The organism is Streptomyces sp. NPDC044033 (genome assembly GCF_056434425.1).
Map to the genome: position 1 here is coordinate 47,082 of NZ_JBWKFF010000035.1, position 20,354 is coordinate 67,435.

Here is a 20,354-nt window from a genome sequence, read left to right on the forward strand (position 1 = left end):
CCTACCGACATCGTCACTACGCCGTGACCAGCACCGTCACCCACCCGTCAGGACTTTGGACCAGCCCTGCCCTTTTGAGCACCCTTCGATTACACCGCGTGCGAACCTTTGGCCGCTGGACTCGACTGTCGGCCAAGTGTCAGCATTCATCTCGCACTTGTCTCCAAAATTCGGCAAGGCGACCGCGGAACAGACACCAGGCGACTCCCATTTGCGTCCCCTCCCCTGAGGGAACGCAAATGAGCTCCACTGTTTTTCGCAGACTGAGCCGGAAAGAGGTCCAGAACCGATGCAAAAGATCCTCGATGCGATCCTCGCGGGCGAATTGGGCGAGGTGGGCCACCTGCCGGTGCCCGAGTTCTACCGAGGCGTGGTTCTGCACGCCGATGAGACGGCGATGTTCGACGGCCTGGAGAGCCGGGACAAGGACCCGCGCCGGTCACTGCACCTGGACGAGGTGGCAACGCCGGAGCCGGCCGCGGGCGAGGTGCTGGTGGCGGTGATGGCCAGCGGGATCAACCACAATACGGTGTGGTCCTCGATCTTCGAGCCGATACCGACGTTCGGTTTCCTGTCCCGCTACGGCCGGACCTCGCCGCAGGCGGCCCGGCACGATCTGCCCTACCACGTCCTCGGCTCGGACCTGTCCGGTGTGGTGCTGCGCTGCGGCGAAGGAGTGGCGGGCTGGTCCCCCGGCGACGAGGTGGTCGCGCACTGCCTGTCCGTGGAACTGGACCACCCCGACGGCCACTCCGACACCATGCTCGACCCGGAGCAGCGGATCTGGGGATTCGAGACGAACTTCGGCGGGCTTGCCGAGCTGGCTCTGGTCAAGGCCAACCAGCTGATGCCCAAGCCGCGGCATCTCTCCTGGGAGGAGGCGGCCGCGTCGGGCCTGGTGAACTCCACCGCGTACCGGCAACTGGTCTCCGCCAACGGCGCCCGCGTCAAGCAGGGCGACACCGTGCTCATCTGGGGCGCATCCGGTGGACTCGGCTCGTACGCCACGCAGTTGGCGCTCAACGGCGGGGCGATCCCGGTGTGTGTGGTGTCCAGCCCGCAGAAGGCCGAGGCGTGCCGGCGCATGGGCGCAGAGCTGGTGATCGACCGGAGCGCCGATGGCTACCGGTTCTGGAAGGACGAACAGTCGCAGGACCCGCGTGAATGGCGGCGGTTCGGCGCCCGGATCAGGGAACTGACCGGGGGCGACGACCCGGACATCGTCTTCGAGCACCCGGGCCGCGAGACGTTCGGCGCGAGCGTGTACGTGGCCCGCCGCGGCGGCACCATCGTGACCTGTGCGTCCACCTCGGGGTACCAGCACACCTACGACAACCGATACCTGTGGATGAACCTCAAGCGGATCATCGGCACCCACTTCGCCAACTACCGCGAGGCGTGGGAGGCCAACCGGCTCATCGCCAGGGGCCAGATCCACCCCACGCTGTCACAGGCGGTGCCGCTCGAACGCGCCGCCCAGGCCGTGTACGACGTGCACCACAACCTGCACCAGGGCAAGGTCGGGGTGCTGTGTCTGGCGCCCGAAGGCGGGCTCGGGGTCCGCGACTCGGCACTGCGGGCCCGGCACGAGTCAGCCATCAACAGGTTCCGCACAAAGCCGGTGAGCGCGTGATGCGTCAGGGCGTTGTATTCGCGCGGCCGCGATTCCGCGGGGTCCGCCACCTGCCCTCTGCCTGCCGCTTGTTGACGGGTCGGCGGGACGTGATGGATGCTGCCTTGCGCATGGCGTAAATCCCCGGGGTAATTCCGGTCGGCGCATCGACCGCTTTCTTCCCGGATACCCCTGCGCGCTGCCTCTTCTCGATTCTCCCGTCCGCACTCCGGCCTCTTCGCCGAACACGGCACATGACACGTACGGTCGGCAGCCGCACAGTTGCCCGTGATAGGCGTCCGGGCACCGTCGCCGAAGACGAGCTGAAGGCGAACTGAAATCGCAGCAGGAATGCGCGGCGCGACCCGCGCACGCAAGGAAACTCACGCAAGGCCACGAATGCTGAGAGGACGGTCGGATGCCGGGCCGGGACGCACGATCGCTTGTCGACCATTTCCGTACGGTCCTCAGCGAACACTCCGAGGACCAGGTCTTCCGGTTCCTCGTGGACGGCGAGGGTGAGCCGCACGCCTTCGGCAACGCCGAGATCATCGCCGTGCCGGCCTGCCCTTCGGACCTGGCGTTCCCGATGCGCACCCGGCCGCGACTCACCGCCGCCGCGCCGACGCCGCCGCAGGCAGCACCCGACCGCGCGGGCGCGCCCGCCGTGGACGGCCCGCCGGACCTGGATGCGATGTCCGCCGCGGAACTCGAAGCACTTCTGACGGCCAAGACCACACAGATCGACGAGGGGGCTCAGCGATGACGTCATCGGGACCGGACGTGACAGCGGCCGACGCACTCAAGCGCGCCTACCTGACGATGGAACGCCTCCAACACCAGGTCGCCGAGTACGAGCGGGCCCACTCCGAGCCCATCGCCATCGTGGGCACCGGCTGCCGCTTCCCCGGCGGCGTCAAGGACACCGCCTCGTACTGGCGGATGCTGGCCGACGGCACCGACGCCGTGGGCAAGATACCGAGCGGGCGGTGGGACCACGAGGCCTTCTACGACGAGGAGGCCGGCAAACCAGGGAAGGTCTACACCCGCGCCGGTGCGTTCCTCGACGACCTCGAGCACTTCGACCACGACTTCTTCGGCATCTCCCAGCGCGAGGCCGCTGCGATGGACCCGGCCCAGCGCCTGAGCCTGCAGGTGTGCTGGGAGGCGCTGGAGAACGCCGGGCAGGCCCCGTCGGACCTGGCCGGCAGCCGCACCGGGGTGTTCATGGGATCGGCCTCGTGGGACTACATCACCGCGCAGTTGCGCCACCCCGACGACGTCAGCGCCTACACCAGCTCCGGCGCCGCGATGTCCTTCATCCCGGCCCGCATCGCCTACCTCCTCGATCTGCGCGGCCCCAACCTCACCGTCGACACCGCCTGTTCGGCCTCGCTCGTGGCCGTCCACCAGGCGTGCCAGAGCCTGCGTCTGGGCGAGTGCGACATGGCCCTTGCCGGGGGCGTCAACGTGATCCTCTCGCCGTTCATGATGATCTCCCAGTCGCAGTTCGGCTCGGTCTCCCGGCAGGGCCGCGCCATGACGTTCTCCGACAGCGCCGACGGTTACGTGCGTGGCGAGGGCGGCGGCGTCGTCGTCCTCAAGCGGCTGTCCGACGCCCTGCGCGACGAGGACCGCATCCTCACTGTGGTGCGCGGCAGCGCGGTCAACCAGGACGGCCGCAGCGCCGGCATCACCGCGCCCAACGGCGCCGCGCAGCGCGATGTGTTCCAGCGCGCCCTGGCCGCCGCCGGGGTGGCGGCCGGCCAGGTCGGCTACGTCGAGACCCACGGCACCGGCACCCGCCTCGGTGACCCCATCGAGGCCGATGCCCTCGCCGATGTGTACGGCCGCGAGAGCGGCTCGCCGGTCTACCTCGGCGCCGTCAAGACCAACATCGGCCACCTGGAAGCGGCCGCCGGCATCGCCGGTCTCATCAAGGCCGCGATGTGCCTGGAACGCGCCGAGATCCCGCCGAACCTGCACTTCTCGCTGCTCAACTCCAACATCTCCTTCGACGGCACCACCTTCCAGGTGCCCACCGGGCTGACCCCGTGGCCGAACACCGACGGTCCCCGGGCGGCGGCGGTGAGCAGCTTCGGACTGAGCGGCACCAACGCCCACATGATTTTGGAGCAGGCACCCCTCACGCCTGCCCGCCCCGCCGACGACGACCGCAGGCCCGCCTCCGTCCTCGCACTCTCCGCCCGCAGCGAGAGCGCACTCGCCGCACTCGCCGACCGGTACGCCGAGCGGCTCGCCGGTGACGACGACGCCTCGCTGGCCGACCTGTGCCACTCGGCGGGCACCGGCCGCTCCCACTTCCGCCACCGTCTCGCCGCCGTCGGCACCACCCGCGAGGAGGTCGCGGGCCAACTCTCCGCCTTCGCCCGCGGGGAGAGCGCTCCGGGCCTAGTCCAGGGCGAGGCCGACAGCCCCGAAGTCGTGTTCCTGTTCACCGGTCAGGGCGCCCAGCGCCCCGGGATGACCCGCGCCCTGTACGACTCACAACCCACGTTCCGGCGTGCCGTGGACGAATGCGCCGAGATTCTGCGCCCGCTGCTCGAAAGGCCGCTGCTGTCCGTCCTGTTCCCCGACGACCCCGACGGCCCCGACGACCCGCAGATCAACGACACCGCCTACGCCCAACCCGCCACGTTCGCCGTCGAGTACGCCATGACCCAGCTGTGGCGCTCCTGGGGCATCACTCCCGCGGCCGTCCTCGGCCACAGCTTCGGCGAATGCGTCGCCGCCTGTGTGGCGGGCGCGATGTCCCTCCAGGACGGCCTGACCTTCGCGGTGGAACGCGCCCGCATCATCCAGGAGCACTCGCTGCCCGGCACCATGGCCGCGATCTTCGCATCCGAGCGGGAGGTCGCCGCCGAACTCGCCGCGCACCCCGGCCGGATCGCCATCGCCGCGGTCAACGGCCCGGCGAGCACCGCGATCTCCGGCGACCGCGACCTCGTCGAGGCCGTGTGCGCCGCCTTCGCCACCCGCGGAGTCAAGGCCAAGCAGCTACGCATCGCCTCCGCCGGGCACTCCCCCCTGATGGACCCCGTCCTGGAGCCGCTGCGCCAGGCCGCGCAGAAGCTCACCTTCACCGCCCCGCGTATCCCCCTGGTCTCCAACATCACCGGCGAACTGTGGCCGTGGGACCAGGCGCCGGACCCCGACTACTGGTGCCGGCACGTCCGCGGCACCGTACGGTTCGCCGACGGCGTCCAGACCCTGCGGTCCATGGGCTACCACACCTTCGTCGAGGTCGGCCCCGCCCCCACGCTGCTCGGTATCATGAACGACGCCCTGCCGCCCGGCCACGACGACCTGTTGCTGCCCAGCCTGCGGCCCAAGCGGGACGACTGGGAGATCCTGCTTCCCACGGTCGCCGAACTGTACGCGGCCGGCGCCTCCATCGACTGGGGCGGCTTCGACCGCGACTACACCCGCTCCAAGGCGCCGCTGCCCACGTACCCCTTCGACCCAGTCCGCTGCTGGCAGCCCCCGCGCCCCTGGGACGGCACCGCGTCGGCAGCCGCCGACGCAGGTGCCACCTCCGATGCCGCGGACGGCTCGCGCACCCGACCGGCCCGCTCCGGTCGCCGCTCCTCCCGCGACCGGCGCCGCGCCAGCCGCATCCCCACGGCCGCCGAACTGCTGGAGCTGGCCGAGCCCGAGCGCCTCGACACCCTCTCCGCCCAGTTCGTACTCAGCGTCAAGGACGTCCTCGGCTCCGCCTCCACCCACATCGGCGTGGACGAGCCGCTGACCGACTTCGGCCTGGACTCCCTCATGGCCGTCGAACTGCGCAACGAGATCCGGAGCAGGCTCGGCCTCACCCTGCAGATCACCGACTTCCTCAGCGGCGCGACCATCAGCAGCGTCGCGGGGAGCATCGTCAAGGAGCTGACCGCGACCGGCGGGACCTCCCTGACCGACGCCAGGCACGACGGCACCGGGGCATCCCCTGCGATCCAGCGGATGCCCCGTGCCGTCGACGCAGCCGAGGCGCTGCTCGACGAACTGACCGGCTCCAGCGCACCCGTGCCCGGCCCGAAGGAACGCTCGTGACCAACGACCTCGCCCAGCGGCTGGCCGCGCTCCCCCCCGAAGAGCGCGCCCGTTTCGACGCTCTGCTCGCCGAGCGCTCGGCCGAGGACACCTTCCCGTTGGCAGTCCTGCAGCGGGGCACCTGGTTCCTCGAACAACTCCGACCCCGCAACCCCGGCTACATCGTGCCCGGCGCGATCCGCATCGAAGGCCCCCTCGACACCGGCCTGCTGCGCGCCGCCGTCGCCGAGATCGTCCAGCGCCACGAGGCCCTGCGCACCACCTTCCAGCCACGCGACGGCGTCCCCGTCCAGGTCGTCCACCACCACGTGACGGTGGACGTCCCGGAAACCGATCTCAGCGGGCCGCAGTACACCGGCACCGACCATCAGAAGTGGATCGACAACGCCCTCGCCGAACCCTTCGACATCGGCACCGGCCCCCTTGTGCGGGTCCGGCTGCTGCGCACCGGTCCCGAGCGGTCCGTCCTCGCCATCGCGATGCACCACCTCGTCTCCGACCGCTGGTCCATCGCGGTCTTCCTGAACGAACTGTCCGAGCTGTACGAGGCCTTCGCCGCAGGGCAGCCCGCACGGCTGCCCGAACTCGCCATCCAGTACGGCGACTTCGCCTTCTGGCAGCACCAGCAGCTCGACAGCGGCGGCTGGCAGCGGGACCTGGCGTACTGGCGCGAACACCTCGCTGGCGCCCCCTCCGTCCTCGATCTGCCCACCGACCGCCCCCGCCCGGCCGTTCAGGGCTTCAACGGCGGCTCCGTCCCCATCGACCTGCCGCCCGCTCTGATCGGCGAACTGGCCGCGCTGGCCAGACGGCACGGCGCCACCCCGTACATGGCGCTCCTCGCCACCTTCCAGATCCTGCTGCACCGCTACACCGGCCAGGACGACATCGTCGTCGGCGTGCCCACCGCCCTGCGCGGGCACGCCGAGGTCGAGCCGCTCATCGGCTACTTCGTCAACACCCTGCCCATCAGGGCCGACCTGTCCGGCGACCCCGGCTTCGAGCCGGTCCTCACCCGTGTCCGCGACGCCTGCCTGGGTGCGTACGCCCACCAGGATGTCCCCTTTGAGCTGATCGTCGCCGACCTCAACACCACCCGTGACCTCAGCCGTCCCCCGGTGTACCAGGTCAGCTTCAGCTACGGCCGGGAACCAGTGCCCACGCTCGCCATGGCCGGCGCCCGCCTCACCCGGCTCCCGGCCCGGAGCGAAGGCGCCCGCTTCGACCTGGAGCTCCAGGCGTTCGACACCGACGGCGGTGTCACCGGCTGGTTCGAGTACGACCGCGACCTGTTCGACGAGGCCACCATCGTCCGCCTCGCCGGCCACTTCCGCCGCCTGGTCGAGCAGGTCACCGCCCGCCCCAGCACGCCCATCGGCGACCTGGACCTCCTCGACGCAGCGGAGCGCCACCGGGTCGTCGACGAATGGAACGCCACCGACCGGCAGTGGCCCGACGGCCTGGTGCACGAGTGCATCGAGGAGCAGGTGCGCCGCGCCCCCGGCGCCGAAGCCGTCCGGTACGCCGGCGCCTCCTTGACCTACACCGAGCTGAACGAGCGCGCCAACCGCCTCGCCCACCTGCTGCGCGGCCGCGGAGTGGGCCGGGACGTCCTCGTCGGCGTCGCCCTGGAGCGCTCCCTCGATCTTGTCGTCGCCCTCCTGGCCGTCCTCAAGGCGGGCGGGGCGTACGTCCCCCTCGACACCAGCCTGCCGCCCGCCCGGCTGACCGCCATCGCCGAAGACGCCCAGCCCCCCGTGGTGCTCACCCACGGCGACCTGGCCGACCAGTTGCCCGCCCTCGGCTGTCCCGTGCTGCGGATGGAGGACCTCGCCGCCGAGCTGGCCGAGCAGTGCCCGGACGACCCCGGCGTGGTCGTGGACGGCGAGGACCTGGCGTACGTCATCTTCACCTCCGGGTCGACCGGCCGGCCCAAGGGCGTGATGAACGTCCACGCCGCCCTGCGTAATCGGCTGCTGTGGATGCAGGACGCCTACGGTCTGGACGCCACCGACCGGGTGCTGCAGAAGACACCGTTCTCCTTCGACGTGTCGGTGTGGGAGTTCTTCTGGCCCCTGATGACCGGCGCCACCCTCGTCATGGCCCGGCCCGGCGGGCACCGCGACAGCTCCTACCTCGCCGCGACGGTGGCGGCCGAGCGGATCACCACCCTCCACTTCGTCCCCTCCATGCTGCAGCTCTTCCTCTCCGAACCCGCCGAGCACTCCGCCGGCCTGCGCCGCGTCTTCTGCAGCGGCGAGGAACTGCCCCGCGACCTGCACGACCGCTTCCTGGACCTGCACCGGGCCGAGCTGCACAACCTGTACGGGCCCACCGAGGCCGCCATCGACGTCACCGCCTGGCACTGCCGCCCGGGAGGCGACACCCGCCCGGTGCCCATCGGCCGCCCCATCGCCAACATCCGTATGTACGTCCTGGACCGCTACGGCCGCCCGGTCCCGGCCGGTGTCCCCGGCGAACTGTGCATCGGCGGCCGGGGCCTGGCCCGCGGCTATCTGAACCGCCCGGACCTGACCGCCGAGCGCTTCACGGACGACCCCTTCGTCCCCGGGGCCCGCATCTACCGCACCGGCGACCTCGCCCGGCACCGCGCCGACGGCGCACTGGAATTCCTCGGCCGCCTCGACCACCAGGTCAAGCTCCGCGGCCAGCGCCTCGAACTCGGGGAGATCGAGGCCGTCCTGACCCGGCACGGCACCGTGCGCGAAGCCGTCGTGGTCGCCCGCGAGCACTCCCCCGGTGACGTCCGCCTGGCCGCCTACGTCACCGCCGCGGGCGCGGCGGCGCCCGCGGCCGGGGATCTCGCCGCCCATCTGCGCGAGCACCTGCCGGAGTACATGGTTCCGGTCTCCTTCACGGTGCTCGACGCCCTGCCGCTGACCCCCAGCGGCAAGACCGATCGCAAGGCCCTGCCCGAGCCGCGCACCGACCGGCCCGACCTGGGGATCCGGTTCGTCGCGCCCAAGGACGGCCTGGAGCACGCGCTCGCCGATATGTGGCGCGGCCTGCTGGGCGTCGAGCGGGTCGGGATGCGGGACAACTTCTTCGACCTCGGCGGGCATTCCCTGCTCATGGCCGAGCTCCGGACCGGCCTGGCCGCCCTCGGCCACGAACTGACCATGGTCGAACTGTTCCAGCACCCCACCGTCGGAGCACTCGCCGCGTACCTCAGCGGCTCCCGTACCGGAACCGAGACCGCAGCGCGCGACGCCAAGGAACGCGCACAGAACCGTCGTCAGTCCCGCAACAGGCGGCAGCAAGCAGCCGAACGCCGGGCTTCCTCCCGCCAAGACAGGTGATCGAAGTGTCACAGCCGTACCAGGACCAGGAACTCGACCGCGTTGCCGTCATCGGCATGGCCGGCCGCTTCCCCGGCGCCGACGACGTGGAGGCCTTCTGGGCCGACCTCGAGCGCGGCCGCGAGGGCATCACCCACTTCTCCGACGAGGAACTGGCCGACTCCGGCGTCGCCCCGGCGCTCCTGCTCCAGGACGGCTACGTCAAGGCCAAGGGCGTACTAAACGGTGCCGACCTGTTCGACGAGGGCTTCTTCGGCTACAGCCCCCGCGAGGCGGAGCTCCTCGACCCCCAGCACCGGGTCTTCCTCGAATGCGCCTGGCACGCTCTGGAGTCCGCCGGCATCGACCCGGCCCGCTGCGACGGCCGTATCGGCGTCTTCGCCGGCTCCGGGCTCAACAGCTATCTGCTGTTCAACCTCATGAACAACCAGCGGGTCCTGGACGCATCCGGCATGTACCAGGTGATGCTCTCCTCGGACAAGGACTTCCTGGCCACCCGCGCCGCCTACAAGATGGACCTGAAGGGCCCGGCGGTGACCGTCCAGACCGCCTGCTCCACGTCGCTGACGGCAGTGCACCTCGCCTGCCAGAGCCTTCTCAACGGCGAATGCGACATCGCCCTGGCCGGCGGCGTCTCCGTCTCGTCCCCACTGCTCGGCGGCTACCCGTACGAGTCCGGCGGCATCCTCTCCCCCGACGGCACCTGCCGTGCGTTCGACGCCGGCGCGGCCGGCACCGTACCCGGCAACGGCGTCGGCATCGTCGTGCTGCGCCGGCTCGCCGACGCCCGGGCCGCCGACGACGCCGTCGAAGCGGTCATCCTCGCCAGCGCCGTCAACAACGACGGTTCCCTCAAGGCCGGTTACACCGCGCCGAGCATCGACGGCCAGGCCAGGGCCGTCACCGAGGCCCTGGCCCTGGCCGACGTCGACCCGGCCACCGTCGGGTACGTGGAGACCCACGGCACCGGCACTCCCCTTGGCGACCCCATCGAGATCGCCGCCCTCACCCGTGCCTTCCGCGCCGGCACGGACGGCCGGGGCACCTGCGCCATCGGGGCGGTCAAGAGCAACGTCGGCCACCTCGACGCCGCCGCGGGCGTCACCGGTCTGATAAAGGCCGTCCTCGCCCTCAAGCACGAGGCCATCCCGCCGACCCTGCACTACGAGCGGCCCAACCCCGGCCTCGAACTGGACACCAGCCCGTTCTACGTCAACACCGAACTGCAGCCCTGGCCGCGCACGGACGAGCCGCGCCGGGCCGGCGTCAGCTCCTTCGGCATCGGCGGTACAAACGTCCACGTCGTCCTGGAGGAGGCACCCGCCGGGCTGTCGGACGCGCCGGCCGACAGCGACCGGGAGGCGGCCACGGCCGAGCCCGCGGCCCGGCTGCTGCCGCTGTCCGCGAAGTCCGCACCCGCGCTCGCCGGCGCCGCCGAGCGCCTGGCCGACCACCTCGCGGCCCACCCCGGCACCCCCCTCGATGCCGTCGCCCACACCCTGGCCCACCGCCGGGCCGAGTTCGCCCACCGCGGCGCCGCCGTCGCTCGCACCACCAAGGAAGCCGTCGACGCGCTGCGCCGGCTCGCGCAGAGCACGTCCGCTGCTGCCGCGCCCGACGACGCCCCGGTCGCGTTCCTCTTCCCCGGGCAGGGCGCCCAGTACCCGGGGATGGCCCACGGCCTGTATGCCCAAGAGCCCGTCTTCGCCGCCGAGTTCGACCGCTGCGCGCAGTTGCTCGCCCCCCATCTGGAAGAGGATCTGCACGCCCTCGTGCTCGACGGGGACGCCCCGCAGGCCGCCGAGCGGCTGCGGCAGACCCGCCTCGCCCAGCCCGCACTGTTCTGCGTGGAGTACGCCCTGGCCCGGCTGTGGCAGTCCTGGGGCGTCCAGCCTCGCGCCATGCTGGGCCACAGCGTCGGCGAGTACGCCGCCGCCTGCCTGGCGGGTGTGTTCAGCCTGGAGGACGCCGTACGCCTGGTCGCCGCCCGCGGCCGGCTGGCCCAGCAGATGCCGGGCGGCGCCATGCTCAGCGTCTTCCTCTCCGAGGAGGAGACCACCGCCCGCCTCGGGGACGGCCTGGCGCTGGCCGCCGTCAACTCCACCGCGCTCACCGTGGTCTCCGGCACCCAGCAGGCCGTCGACGCCCTCGAGCAGCGGCTCACGGACGAGGGCGTGGGCTGCCGCCGCCTGCACACCTCGCACGCCTTCCACTCGCCCGACATGGACGCTGCCGCCGCCGCGTTCACCGACGAGGTCCGCACCGTTGCCCTGCGCCCCCCGGCGATCCCGTTCCTGTCGAACGTCACCGGCACCTGGATCACCACCGAGCAGGCGACCAGCCCCGACTACTGGGGCACCCACCTGCGCCAGCCGGTACGGTTCCGCGACGCCCTCGACGTGCTGCTCGCCGACCCCGTCCTCGTCCCGCTGGAGGTCGGCCCCGGCCAGAACCTCACCAACTTCGCCCGCGCCCACCAGACCTGGACACCGGGCCGCCCCAGCGCCGGATCCCTGCGCCACCCCGGCGAGCACATCCCCGACGACGCGCACCTGCTGGCGGGCCTCGGCGCGGTGTGGAGCGCCGGTGCCGCCGTCGACTGGGCAGCGATCCAGAGCCCGGATCGGCACCGCCCGGTGCGGCTGCCCGGCTACGCTTTTCAGCGGCGCCGCTACTGGGTCGAGCCCGCCGGGCTCCCCTGCGCCGCGGAGCCCGCCGCCACCACCGCGGACGGCTGCTACTACACCCCCGGGTGGCAGCGGCTCGCCCTGCCCGCCCGGAGCACGGCCGCGGCCACCGGCGACACGTGGGTGATCCTCGGCGCCGGACTCGCCCTCGGCGACACCCTCGCCGACCGCCTGGCGGCCGCCGGCGACCGCGTCGTGCGCGTCACTGCGGGCACCGCCGTGGAACGCACCGGCGAGGGCTCTTGGACCCTGGACCCCGCCGACCCGGACCACCTGTCCGCGCTCGCCTCGTCCCTCGCCACACCCCCCTTCGCGGCCAGGGACGGGCAGCGCTTCCGCTTCGTCCACCTGTGGGGCGCCGCCGAGGGCCCCGCGGACGGCGCGGCGCCCACCCATGAACGGCTGGACGCCGCGCGCCGCACCGGCTTCGACAGCCTGATCGCCCTCGCCCAGGCCCTGGGCTCCGAGCGACTGCCGGCCCCGGTCGTTCTCGACCTGCTCTGCCGCGGCGTGTACGACGTCACCGGCGACGAACCGCTACAGCCCGAGCACGCCCTGCTGCTCGGCCCGGCCACGGTGATCCCCCAGGAGACCGCCGACACCTCCTGCCGAGTCCTGGACATCACCGGCACCGACGCGGACGCCCCGGGCAAGGACGCCGTCCGCGCCGTGCTCACCGCCCTCACCGGCACCGACACCGGGACCGAACTCGCCCTGCGCGGGCGCCACTTGTGGGCGCGCGACTTCGACCGGGTGGACTGGATCAACCAGACCTCCCCCGGTGACGGCGACCGCACCGGGCTGCGGGACGGCGGCGTCTATCTCGTCACCGGCGGCCTCGGCGGGCTCGGCCTTGCCCTCGCCGAGCACATCGCGACCGCGACCGGCCGGCCGGTCCTCGGCCTGCTGAGCCGTTCCGCGTTCCCGCCGCCCGCCGACTGGGACGCCCATCTCGCCGCCCACGACGACACCGACGCCACCAGCACCCGTATCAGGCGGCTGCGGCACCTCGAGTCCCTCGGTGCCCGCGTCATCCTGCTGCGCGCCGATGTCACCGACACGGAGCAGATGCTGCGGGCCGTCGGCGACCTGCGGGCGGCGGCCGGCCCCCTCAACGGCGTCGTCCATGCCGCCGGCCTGCCCTCCCAGGGCATGATCGTCACCAAATCCCCGGCCGATGCCGACCAGGTCCTCGCCGCCAAGACCCACGGCCTGCTCATCCTCGACCAGGCCTGCCGTGAGGACGACCTGGACTTCATGCTGCTGTGCTCCTCCGTGACCGCCGTACTCGGCGGCCCCGGCCAGAGCGACTACGCCGCCGCCAACGCCTTCCTCGACGCGTGGGCGCAGTACAAGCGCCGCCAGAGCGGGCTGCCCGTCACCTCCATCGGCTGGGACACCTGGCAGGACGTCGGCATGGCCACCGGCCTCGACTCCCTGTTCGGCCTCGACGCCGGCACCCCGCTCAACGGCCACCCCCTGCTGCGGCGCCTGGTCCGCTCCACCGCCACCGCCCGTACATACGCCACGGTCTTCAGCACCGACGACAGCTGGATCGTCGCCGACCACCGCATCCAGGGCCACGGCCTCGTCCCGGGCACCGCCTACCTCGAACTGGTCCGGGCCGCCGTCGCCGAGCAGGCCGCCGGGCGGGGCATCGAGATCGGTGACGTGCAGTACATGATCCCCGTGGTCGTCCCCGACGGGCAGTCCCGCGAGGTCTTCACCACCATCGAGGAACGTGACGGCCGGTGGCACTTCGCCGTGCAGAGCCGCACCGGTGCACCGGGGGCCGTGACGTGGACCGACCACGCGCGCGGCACCGTCGCCTTCTTCGAGCCGGAGCCGGACACGGTGCGCGACCTCGCTCAGCTCCGTGCCGACTGCGCGGTGACGGAGGTCCTCGACACCGACGAGTCGATCAAGCTCGGGCTCCGTCTGGACCGGTTCGAGAAGGGCGGCCCGATTGAGTTCTCCTTCGGGCCGCGCTGGCACTGCATGCGGGAGATCCAGGTCGGCCCGAAGCGAGTGCTGGCGACCCTGCGGCTCGACGAGGAGTACCACAGCGACCTCGACCACTACCTGCTGCACCCGGCACTGCTCGACGCGGCCGGCGGCACCGCCCGGGTGCACGCACCCGACACGTACTACCTGCCGTTCAGCTATCGCAGCCTGCGCGTCTTCCACGGCCTGACCAGCACCGTCCACGCCTATGTCGAGGTGAAGGGGGCCGCGGACTCCGCGGGCGAGACCAGTACCTGCGACATCGAGATCCTCGCCCCGGACGGACGGCTCCTGGCCCGGATCGGCGACTTCACCATCAAGCGGATCAACGACCTGGGGAGCCTGCGCGACCAGATAGCGCACGCCGTCGAGCCGCCCGCGCACGACGCGGAGGCGGCCGCGGACCGTCCCGGCGAGGCGGCCGGCGGGGTTCTGCGCACCCTCGCCGAAGGCATCACCGAGCAGCGGGGCAAGGACGTCTTCGCCCGTCTTCTCGCCGCCGCCAGCCTCCCCGGTCATCTCCTCGTCTCCCACCGCGACTTCGCCGCCGTACGCGATCTGGCCCGCTCCGTGACCCCCGCGCTGCTCGAGCGGGAGATGAGCCAGCTCGCGCCGCCCGGTGCCAACCACCCCCGCCCGGATCTGGACACGCCGTACGTCGCTGCACGCACCCCCCGCGAGCAGGAGGTCACCGAAGTCTGGCAGGAGCTCCTCGGCCTGGACCGGGTCGGCGTCGACGACGACTTCTTCGCCCTCGGCGGCCACTCCCTGGCCGCGGTTCAGATCGGCACCCGCCTCAAGAACCGCCTCGGAGTCGAACTCGACCTGCGGGCCTTCTTCGAGCACCCCACCGTCGCGCACACCGCGGACTTGCTGAACGCGGACTCCCGCCCCGAGGACACCATCGAGGTTCTCAGCCGCGACGAACCGGAGGCGGATGCCGGCCTGGATCTGCTCGCGGGTCTGTCCGACGAGGCGGTGGAAGCAGAGCTGCACCGCCTGCTCGCGGCGGACGAGGGCCAGGAGGACATGGCATGAGCGGCATCGACCCGACCCGCACGGACCAGGACGCCCCGGTGGCACTGGTGGCGGGCGGCTCACGCGGGATCGGCCGCGCCGTCGCACTGCGGCTCGCACAGGACGGCTTCGACGTGGCGGTGTGCTACGCCTCCGACACGGCCGCCGCGCAGAGCCTGGAGAAGGAGATCGGCGCGCTGGGCCGGCGGATGTACATCCGCCGGACCGACGTCGGCGACAGCGCCGCGGTGGAGGAACTCGTCGACGGGATCGAGGACACCCTCGGTCCGGTCACGGCGGTGGTCACCTCGGCCGCCGTGCTGCGCGACGGCCCGCTGGCGGCGATGGAGGATGGCGACTGGATCGACGTCCAGCGGGTCAATCTCGACGGTACGTACTACGTCTGCCGGACCGTCATCAACGGCATGATCAAACGTAGGCGCGGTGCGATCGTGACGATGTCCTCCATAGCCGGTCTGTACGGCAACTCCGGACAGACCAACTACGCTGCGTCCAAGGCCGGGATCATCGGGTTCACCAAGTCCCTGGCCCGCGAGGTCGGCCGGTACGGGGTACGGGCCAACGTGGTCGTGCCCGGGTTCGTCGCTACCGATCCCGTCATGGACCTGCCGGCCGAGGCGCGCGAGCGGTTCAAGGAGCGCATCCCGCTGGGGCGGTTCGGCGAGCCGCACGAGGTCGCCGACCTGGTCTCGTTCCTGCTCTCGGACCGGGCCGCGTACATCACCGGCACGGCCTTCCAGATCGACGGCGGCGTGACCGTCTGACTCCGCGAACACCACGGCACAGGGATACGACCTTGCAAATCCAGGCTGATACGGAACGCTGCGTCGGCGCGGGCATGTGCGCGCTGACCGCACCCGATCTCTTCGACCAGTCCGATCACGACGGGACCGTCGTGCTACTGCAGGCCGGTGTGTGCGGGCAGGAGGTCGCCGAAGCCGCGCGAGCGGCGGTGGAGCACTGCCCGTCGGGTGCTCTGGCCCTGACCGACTGACCGCCTCCGGCGGCGTCCGCGTCTCGGCGGATCACAGTGAGACAAAGGAGAAGCGTCCCATGCGCAACCCATGGTTTTACCAGGCAGAGCCGCAGGACGATGCCGGGGTCCGTCTCTTCTGCCTCCCGTACGCAGGCGGCAGCGCGTCGGCGTACCGGACCTGGCGCGATCTGGCCCCCGACCATGTCCACGTGCACCCGCTGGAGCTTCCCGGCCGCGGCGCCCGTTGGGGCGAAACCCCGGTCAGCAGGCTGCCGTTGATGGCCGAGATGCTGGCCGACGCCCTCGCGGGGCACCTGGATCGGCCCTACGCGCTGTTCGGCCACAGCATGGGCGCCCTGATCGCCTTCGAACTCACCAGGACCCTGCGCGGGCGGGGCCTGCCACAGCCGGCGCACCTGTTCGTCTCCGGTTCAGCCGCCCCCGACCTGCCGCGCACTCGGCTGCCGATCCATGCGGCGCCGGACGCCGATCTGCTCGAGGAACTGCGTCTCCTCGGCGGCACGCCGACCGAGCTCCTGGACGACGCCGGGCTGATGGAATTGATACTGCCCGCGCTGCGCGCGGACTTCTCGCTGCTGGAGACCTACCAGTATCACACGCAACCGCCGCTCACGGTGCCCTTGACTGTGTTCGGCGGCGACGCCGATCCCCTGGCGGCGAGCGAGAAGCTGCACCGGTGGCTGCGGCAGACCAGCGCTGCCTCGCGGCTGGTCGCCCTTCCCGGCGAGCACTTCTTCCTGCACTCAGCGGTGGCCGACGTGATAGCGACGATCGCCGACGCCCTGGTCGCGGTGGCGCCTAAGAGGTCGTTTTCTCCTGTCGTTTCATCCGGGGATACAGGTTTGATCCAGTGATGTCGGGTCGCGCCAGGAGATGGTGCTCTCGCCGGTGAGTCGGCGGGCCACCAGGTCGGTCATGGCGGGGTGGATCACCGCTTCGGAGCGGTGGGGGTGGGTTTCGTGGTCGCGTGCGAGGCGGCGGTGGAGCATGAGCCAGCCGTAGGTCCGCTCGATGGTCCAGCGTTTCGGTATCGGGGTGAACCCCCTGGTCCCGGGCGTGCGCGCACACCCACCACCGCAAGATGAAGGAAGTCAGCCAGGGCGGCCTCATGCTCCTGATCGGTACCGGCGGCGGTCACTCGGTGACCGTGGCCCGGTCTGCCGGCGCATCACCTCCGCGCCGCTGTCGGTCCACCCACTGGCCGATCCGTCCCTACAGCCGGAGTCCACCCGCCGATACGGGACGGGCTACCTCTCGGAACTCGATGACCTGCACTGGCACGACGACCAGTACCTGCCGGATCCGCGGTCCCGCACCGACCCGGCGATCGACCTGCTCAACGCCGGCCTCCGAGGACTGCCACCCACGGTGATCGGCACCGCCGAATTCGACCCGCTGCACGACGACGGTGTCGAACTGGCGGCTCACATGGCTGCCCGCGGCGTTGACGTACCCCGCATTCCCGAAGTGAGCGGCGCGGCTGGCGAGTCGCGGGCGTACGGAGGATGCGGATGGCCCCGGGCCGTCACCTCGGCCGGCCAGTGGCGGGCATGCCGGTGACGGTCTTCCAGGTGCGCAAGCACCCGGCCGTATCGGTGCGGTAGGCACGGGCGGTGATCAGATGACGTCGGGGCCGGACGTGGGAGGAATCCTCGAGAACGCGGCGGGGGAGCCGCGGAGCCTGTCCGTCACGATCACCCGGGGCACGTATACGACGGCGCGTCCACGGCCGCCCCTCCCACGACGGTCCCCACCAAGATCACCACACGGGCAGGCAAAAACCTCAAGCATGGCTCAAGCCATCCGCCGCACTGCCAGTTCCGATGCGAACTCCGCCCAGGCTCGGGCACATTGAGCAGCCGCGGCAGACACCATCTCCGTGCGGTGCTCCGGAATGGCCTGGGTGATTCCGCTCCAGCACCGAGCACCCATCAACTGCATATCGAGCAGCCGCAGCAGCAGGCGCCCCATCTCCGTATGTCTCAGCGAGGGGTCCTTGCACAGATTCCGGAAGAGCACGTCCAGATTCGCCTGGGTCAACTCCTCAACCGCCCCTTCTGGGGTGGGCGCGGACGGGCCGTCCGCCAGCTGCGACCGCGGCTGTTCGTGGGGTGGCACCTGGCCCTCTCCTTCCGGCCGATCCCGCGCCACGCTCGTCAGCCGTGCCTGCTTGCCGGGCTTCGACGACCGGCGCGCGGCAGGCACCGGGTCCTCCCCCCGTTGCAGCCGCTCACGCACATCCCGCACGGTCCCCGGTGAGATCCCGGCCTTCTTGGCTATCTGCCGCAGTGGCGCGTCGGGCGATTCGGTGATCAGCCTCCCCGCCGTCCTGCGTCCTTCCTCGGTGCTCAGCGGGCGGACCTTGCCGTCCCGTCCGATACGAGCGGTGGGTGCGGCACTCTCCCCCCCCTCGCGGAGCCGTAACGCACCGACGGTTGTGGCCGACAGGCCGGTCGCCGAGGCGATGGCGCGGTCTGCCCGCTCAGGGTGGGTGAGGACGATGCGCGCAGCAGCAGCCGTCCGCTCCGTCAGCGTCAGCGGCAGTCCGTGCCTGACGTTCGACTCCACGGCCAGCACGAAGGCATCGGCCTCGGAACCCTCGAAGAAGCGGACCGCGATCTCCGAACAGCCCCGTATCCGTGCCACCCTGAGTCGGTGCATTCCGTCGATTACCCGCATCGTCGAACGGTGCACGACAATCGGTGGAAACGCCGTTTCCGAGGCCGCGAGGGCGCTGGCGTGTTCTAAGTTCTCACCCGACAGCCGCGGTGAATCGGCGGGGAGCAGCAGCGCGATCGGCACAGTGGCCACCGTGGAAGACTCCGGATCCCATGACGGGCCTGTGGACGCCCCGCACGCTATACGGACGCCCTCAGGGTGCAGTGACTCGATATTCATTGCGCTCATTGCCATACCCCTATATGCGATGGAGCTGAATTCTTTCTTTGCGCGTTGCCGATCCCGCATGAGAGCTTGTATTGCCGTCTTCTCGTCCGGGCCCCCGATCGCAGTGCTGGCCCCACCGCCCACCGTGGCACGGATCTTCTCCAGGGCATTCAGCTCAGCCTTGCGCCGGCGGGGAGGGACGAGGCCCTGGTGGCGCTAGAGACACTGGCGCACGTCACGCACAGTGCCCGGCGAGACACCGGCTGCCTTTGCCGCCTCACGCAGTGCGGCGTGGGGCTTCTCTACGAGCAGAATGCTCGCAAGCCCGCACCTCTCCACAGAGAGAAGGGAGTTGACAGGCACCAGCTTTGCGCGGCAGGGCTCCCCTTCGCCACCACCCGCACGATGCTCCTCTGCCGCACCGGCCAACGCGTCAGTCATGCGTGGTACACCTCTCCGTCCCCCGAGCGCTGGGTGACACCCAGCGCGGATCTGGCTCCGAGCAAGGAAGACTCACCGTAAGGCGAGGCATTTCGGCACCAGCGACGCGTTCACCGCAAGGGGCTTGACGAGCCGCAGCGCAGTGTGGCCGCCCCAGCCCCCTCAGCGAAACAAACCCATCGACAGTGCATCGTGTGCTGACACGTCGGTGCTCCCGCGCCCTGTGCGCAGGGTGGCAACGAGTGCAGTGCACGGGGTATGCAAAGACAGCTCCGGACGCTACAGAGCGGGCGATATACCGTCAAGCCATCCGCCGAGACGAGCAGTTCGGAATCGCGCCAGGCACTTCGGCCGCTCCAGGGCTGTTCCAAAGTCGTTTGGTCTTGGTGTAGTTGCTGATCACGGGGCGATGCCGAGGAGGTCGAGGGGCGGGTGAAGGGTTCGTGGGACATCTCGCGGAGGCCGGCGGCGATGCTGGTGCGGCCGGCAGCGCGGGGCTTGTTGATCGTGAGGTTGCGCAGGGGGGGGACATGCACTCCGGGCCGTGTCCGGTGCGGACTTGGGAGCGGTCCTCGTCGAAGGTGACGTCGCGGACGAAGCGCAGCCGGTTCTCGATCACCCACCGTGGTCTCACGAGACGGGCGATCCGCTCCGGTGAGGCCTGCCGACTGGTGAGGTCGATGGTCGCACAGAGGGCCTCGCGGGTCCGTTTCCCCGGCCTTCAGGCTGGTGCGGTACCGGACGGTCCTCGCGACCTGGGCAGCGTGCGCAGGTGCTCGTACTACGTGGGCCGGTTCTTCTTCACGGTGAACGCGTAGTGCGCCTTCTTCACCTCGACCAGGAAGACAGCATGGTCACGCTGGGTAGGTAAACCGTCGGCCGTCACCACCGTCCCGCTCAGGCCGAAGGGCTCCAGCAGGGCGCGAAGCAGGTGATGCCCTGCGTCTTGTCCGGCACCCTCAGCCGGGTGACGGTCCGGCCGTCACTGGTCAAGGCAGCGAGCAGGTGCGCACCCGGACTCCGGCCGTGCCGGGAGCCGCAGGCGCTTGGGACCAGCCCTGACAGCCGCTTTGCTGCACTGGTCGCCGCGTCCGCATGCCGCAGATCAGTTGCTCCCGTTACTAACAAACCGTCCCTCACAGCGATCCCTTGGAGCATGATGCGCCGGGCCCCGCGCACACCTACTGGACGACGCTGGCTGCTCCCCGCCCACAAGGCGGCACTCGCCGGCCTGCTAGGAACCACGGTCGAGTGGTACGACTTCTTCGTCTTCTCCACCGCATCCAGCCTGGTCTTCC

The 20,354-nt window shown here is 70.9% G+C and carries 9 protein-coding genes and 2 pseudogenes; 9 read left to right on the forward strand and 2 right to left on the reverse strand.

All coding sequences use genetic code 11. The features are described 5' to 3' along the window. Positions 1–289: 289 nt before the first annotated feature. The 8 genes from ccrA (at position 290) to AC07AB_RS37635 (ending at position 16,583) form a co-directional block, all read left to right on the forward strand. Positions 290–1,633, forward strand: coding sequence for a crotonyl-CoA carboxylase/reductase (gene ccrA / locus AC07AB_RS37600; RefSeq protein ID WP_478576587.1), 1,344 nt, complete (start codon positions 290–292; stop codon positions 1,631–1,633). A gap of 397 nt (positions 1,634–2,030) precedes the next feature. After that, entirely contained in the window at positions 2,031–2,378 is a 348-nt protein-coding gene (locus tag AC07AB_RS37605) for a hypothetical protein (RefSeq protein ID WP_478576589.1), read from the forward strand. Further along, positions 2,375–5,683 carry a type I polyketide synthase gene (locus tag AC07AB_RS37610; RefSeq protein WP_478576591.1) on the forward strand — a complete coding sequence of 1,103 codons (3,309 nt, stop codon included), beginning with the start codon at positions 2,375–2,377 and terminating at the stop codon, positions 5,681–5,683. Before AC07AB_RS37605 ends, AC07AB_RS37610 begins: the two co-directional genes overlap by 4 nt. Next, positions 5,680–9,003, forward strand: a complete 3,324-nt coding sequence (locus AC07AB_RS37615; protein ID WP_478576593.1) for a non-ribosomal peptide synthetase — start codon at positions 5,680–5,682, stop codon at positions 9,001–9,003. Before AC07AB_RS37610 ends, AC07AB_RS37615 begins: the two co-directional genes overlap by 4 nt. 5 nt (positions 9,004–9,008) lie before the next feature. Continuing rightward, positions 9,009–14,732, forward strand: a complete 5,724-nt coding sequence (locus AC07AB_RS37620) for a type I polyketide synthase (RefSeq protein WP_478576595.1) — start codon at positions 9,009–9,011, stop codon at positions 14,730–14,732. Further along, positions 14,729–15,496 carry a 3-oxoacyl-ACP reductase FabG gene (fabG, locus tag AC07AB_RS37625; protein ID WP_478576596.1) on the forward strand — a complete coding sequence of 256 codons (768 nt, stop codon included), beginning with the start codon at positions 14,729–14,731 and terminating at the stop codon, positions 15,494–15,496. The genes AC07AB_RS37620 and fabG overlap by 4 nt, the downstream gene beginning before the upstream one ends. 32 nt (positions 15,497–15,528) lie before the next feature. After that, positions 15,529–15,726: a ferredoxin gene (locus AC07AB_RS37630; protein ID WP_478576598.1), complete on the forward strand. Its 198-nt coding sequence runs from the start codon at positions 15,529–15,531 to the stop codon at positions 15,724–15,726. A 59-nt stretch (positions 15,727–15,785) separates the two neighbouring features. Then, positions 15,786–16,583 carry a thioesterase II family protein gene (locus AC07AB_RS37635; protein WP_478576600.1) on the forward strand — a complete coding sequence of 266 codons (798 nt, stop codon included), beginning with the start codon at positions 15,786–15,788 and terminating at the stop codon, positions 16,581–16,583. Here the strand turns inward: AC07AB_RS37635 and AC07AB_RS37640 are convergent. Then, positions 16,554–16,790: pseudogene (locus tag AC07AB_RS37640) on the reverse strand (IS5 family transposase); the annotation flags it as partial. The gene AC07AB_RS37635 and the pseudogene AC07AB_RS37640 overlap by 30 nt on opposite strands. Here AC07AB_RS37640 and AC07AB_RS37645 point away from each other — a divergent pair. Further along, positions 16,741–17,169, forward strand: a pseudogene (locus tag AC07AB_RS37645) (alpha/beta hydrolase fold domain-containing protein); the annotation flags it as partial. The pseudogenes AC07AB_RS37640 and AC07AB_RS37645 sit on opposite strands and share 50 nt — an antisense overlap. A gap of 354 nt (positions 17,170–17,523) precedes the next feature. On the opposite strand, the gene AC07AB_RS37650 reads toward AC07AB_RS37645, so the two are convergent. Further along, entirely contained in the window at positions 17,524–18,531 is a 1,008-nt protein-coding gene (locus tag AC07AB_RS37650) for a ParB/RepB/Spo0J family partition protein (RefSeq protein ID WP_478576602.1), read from the reverse strand. Positions 18,532–20,354: the final 1,823 nt, after the last annotated feature.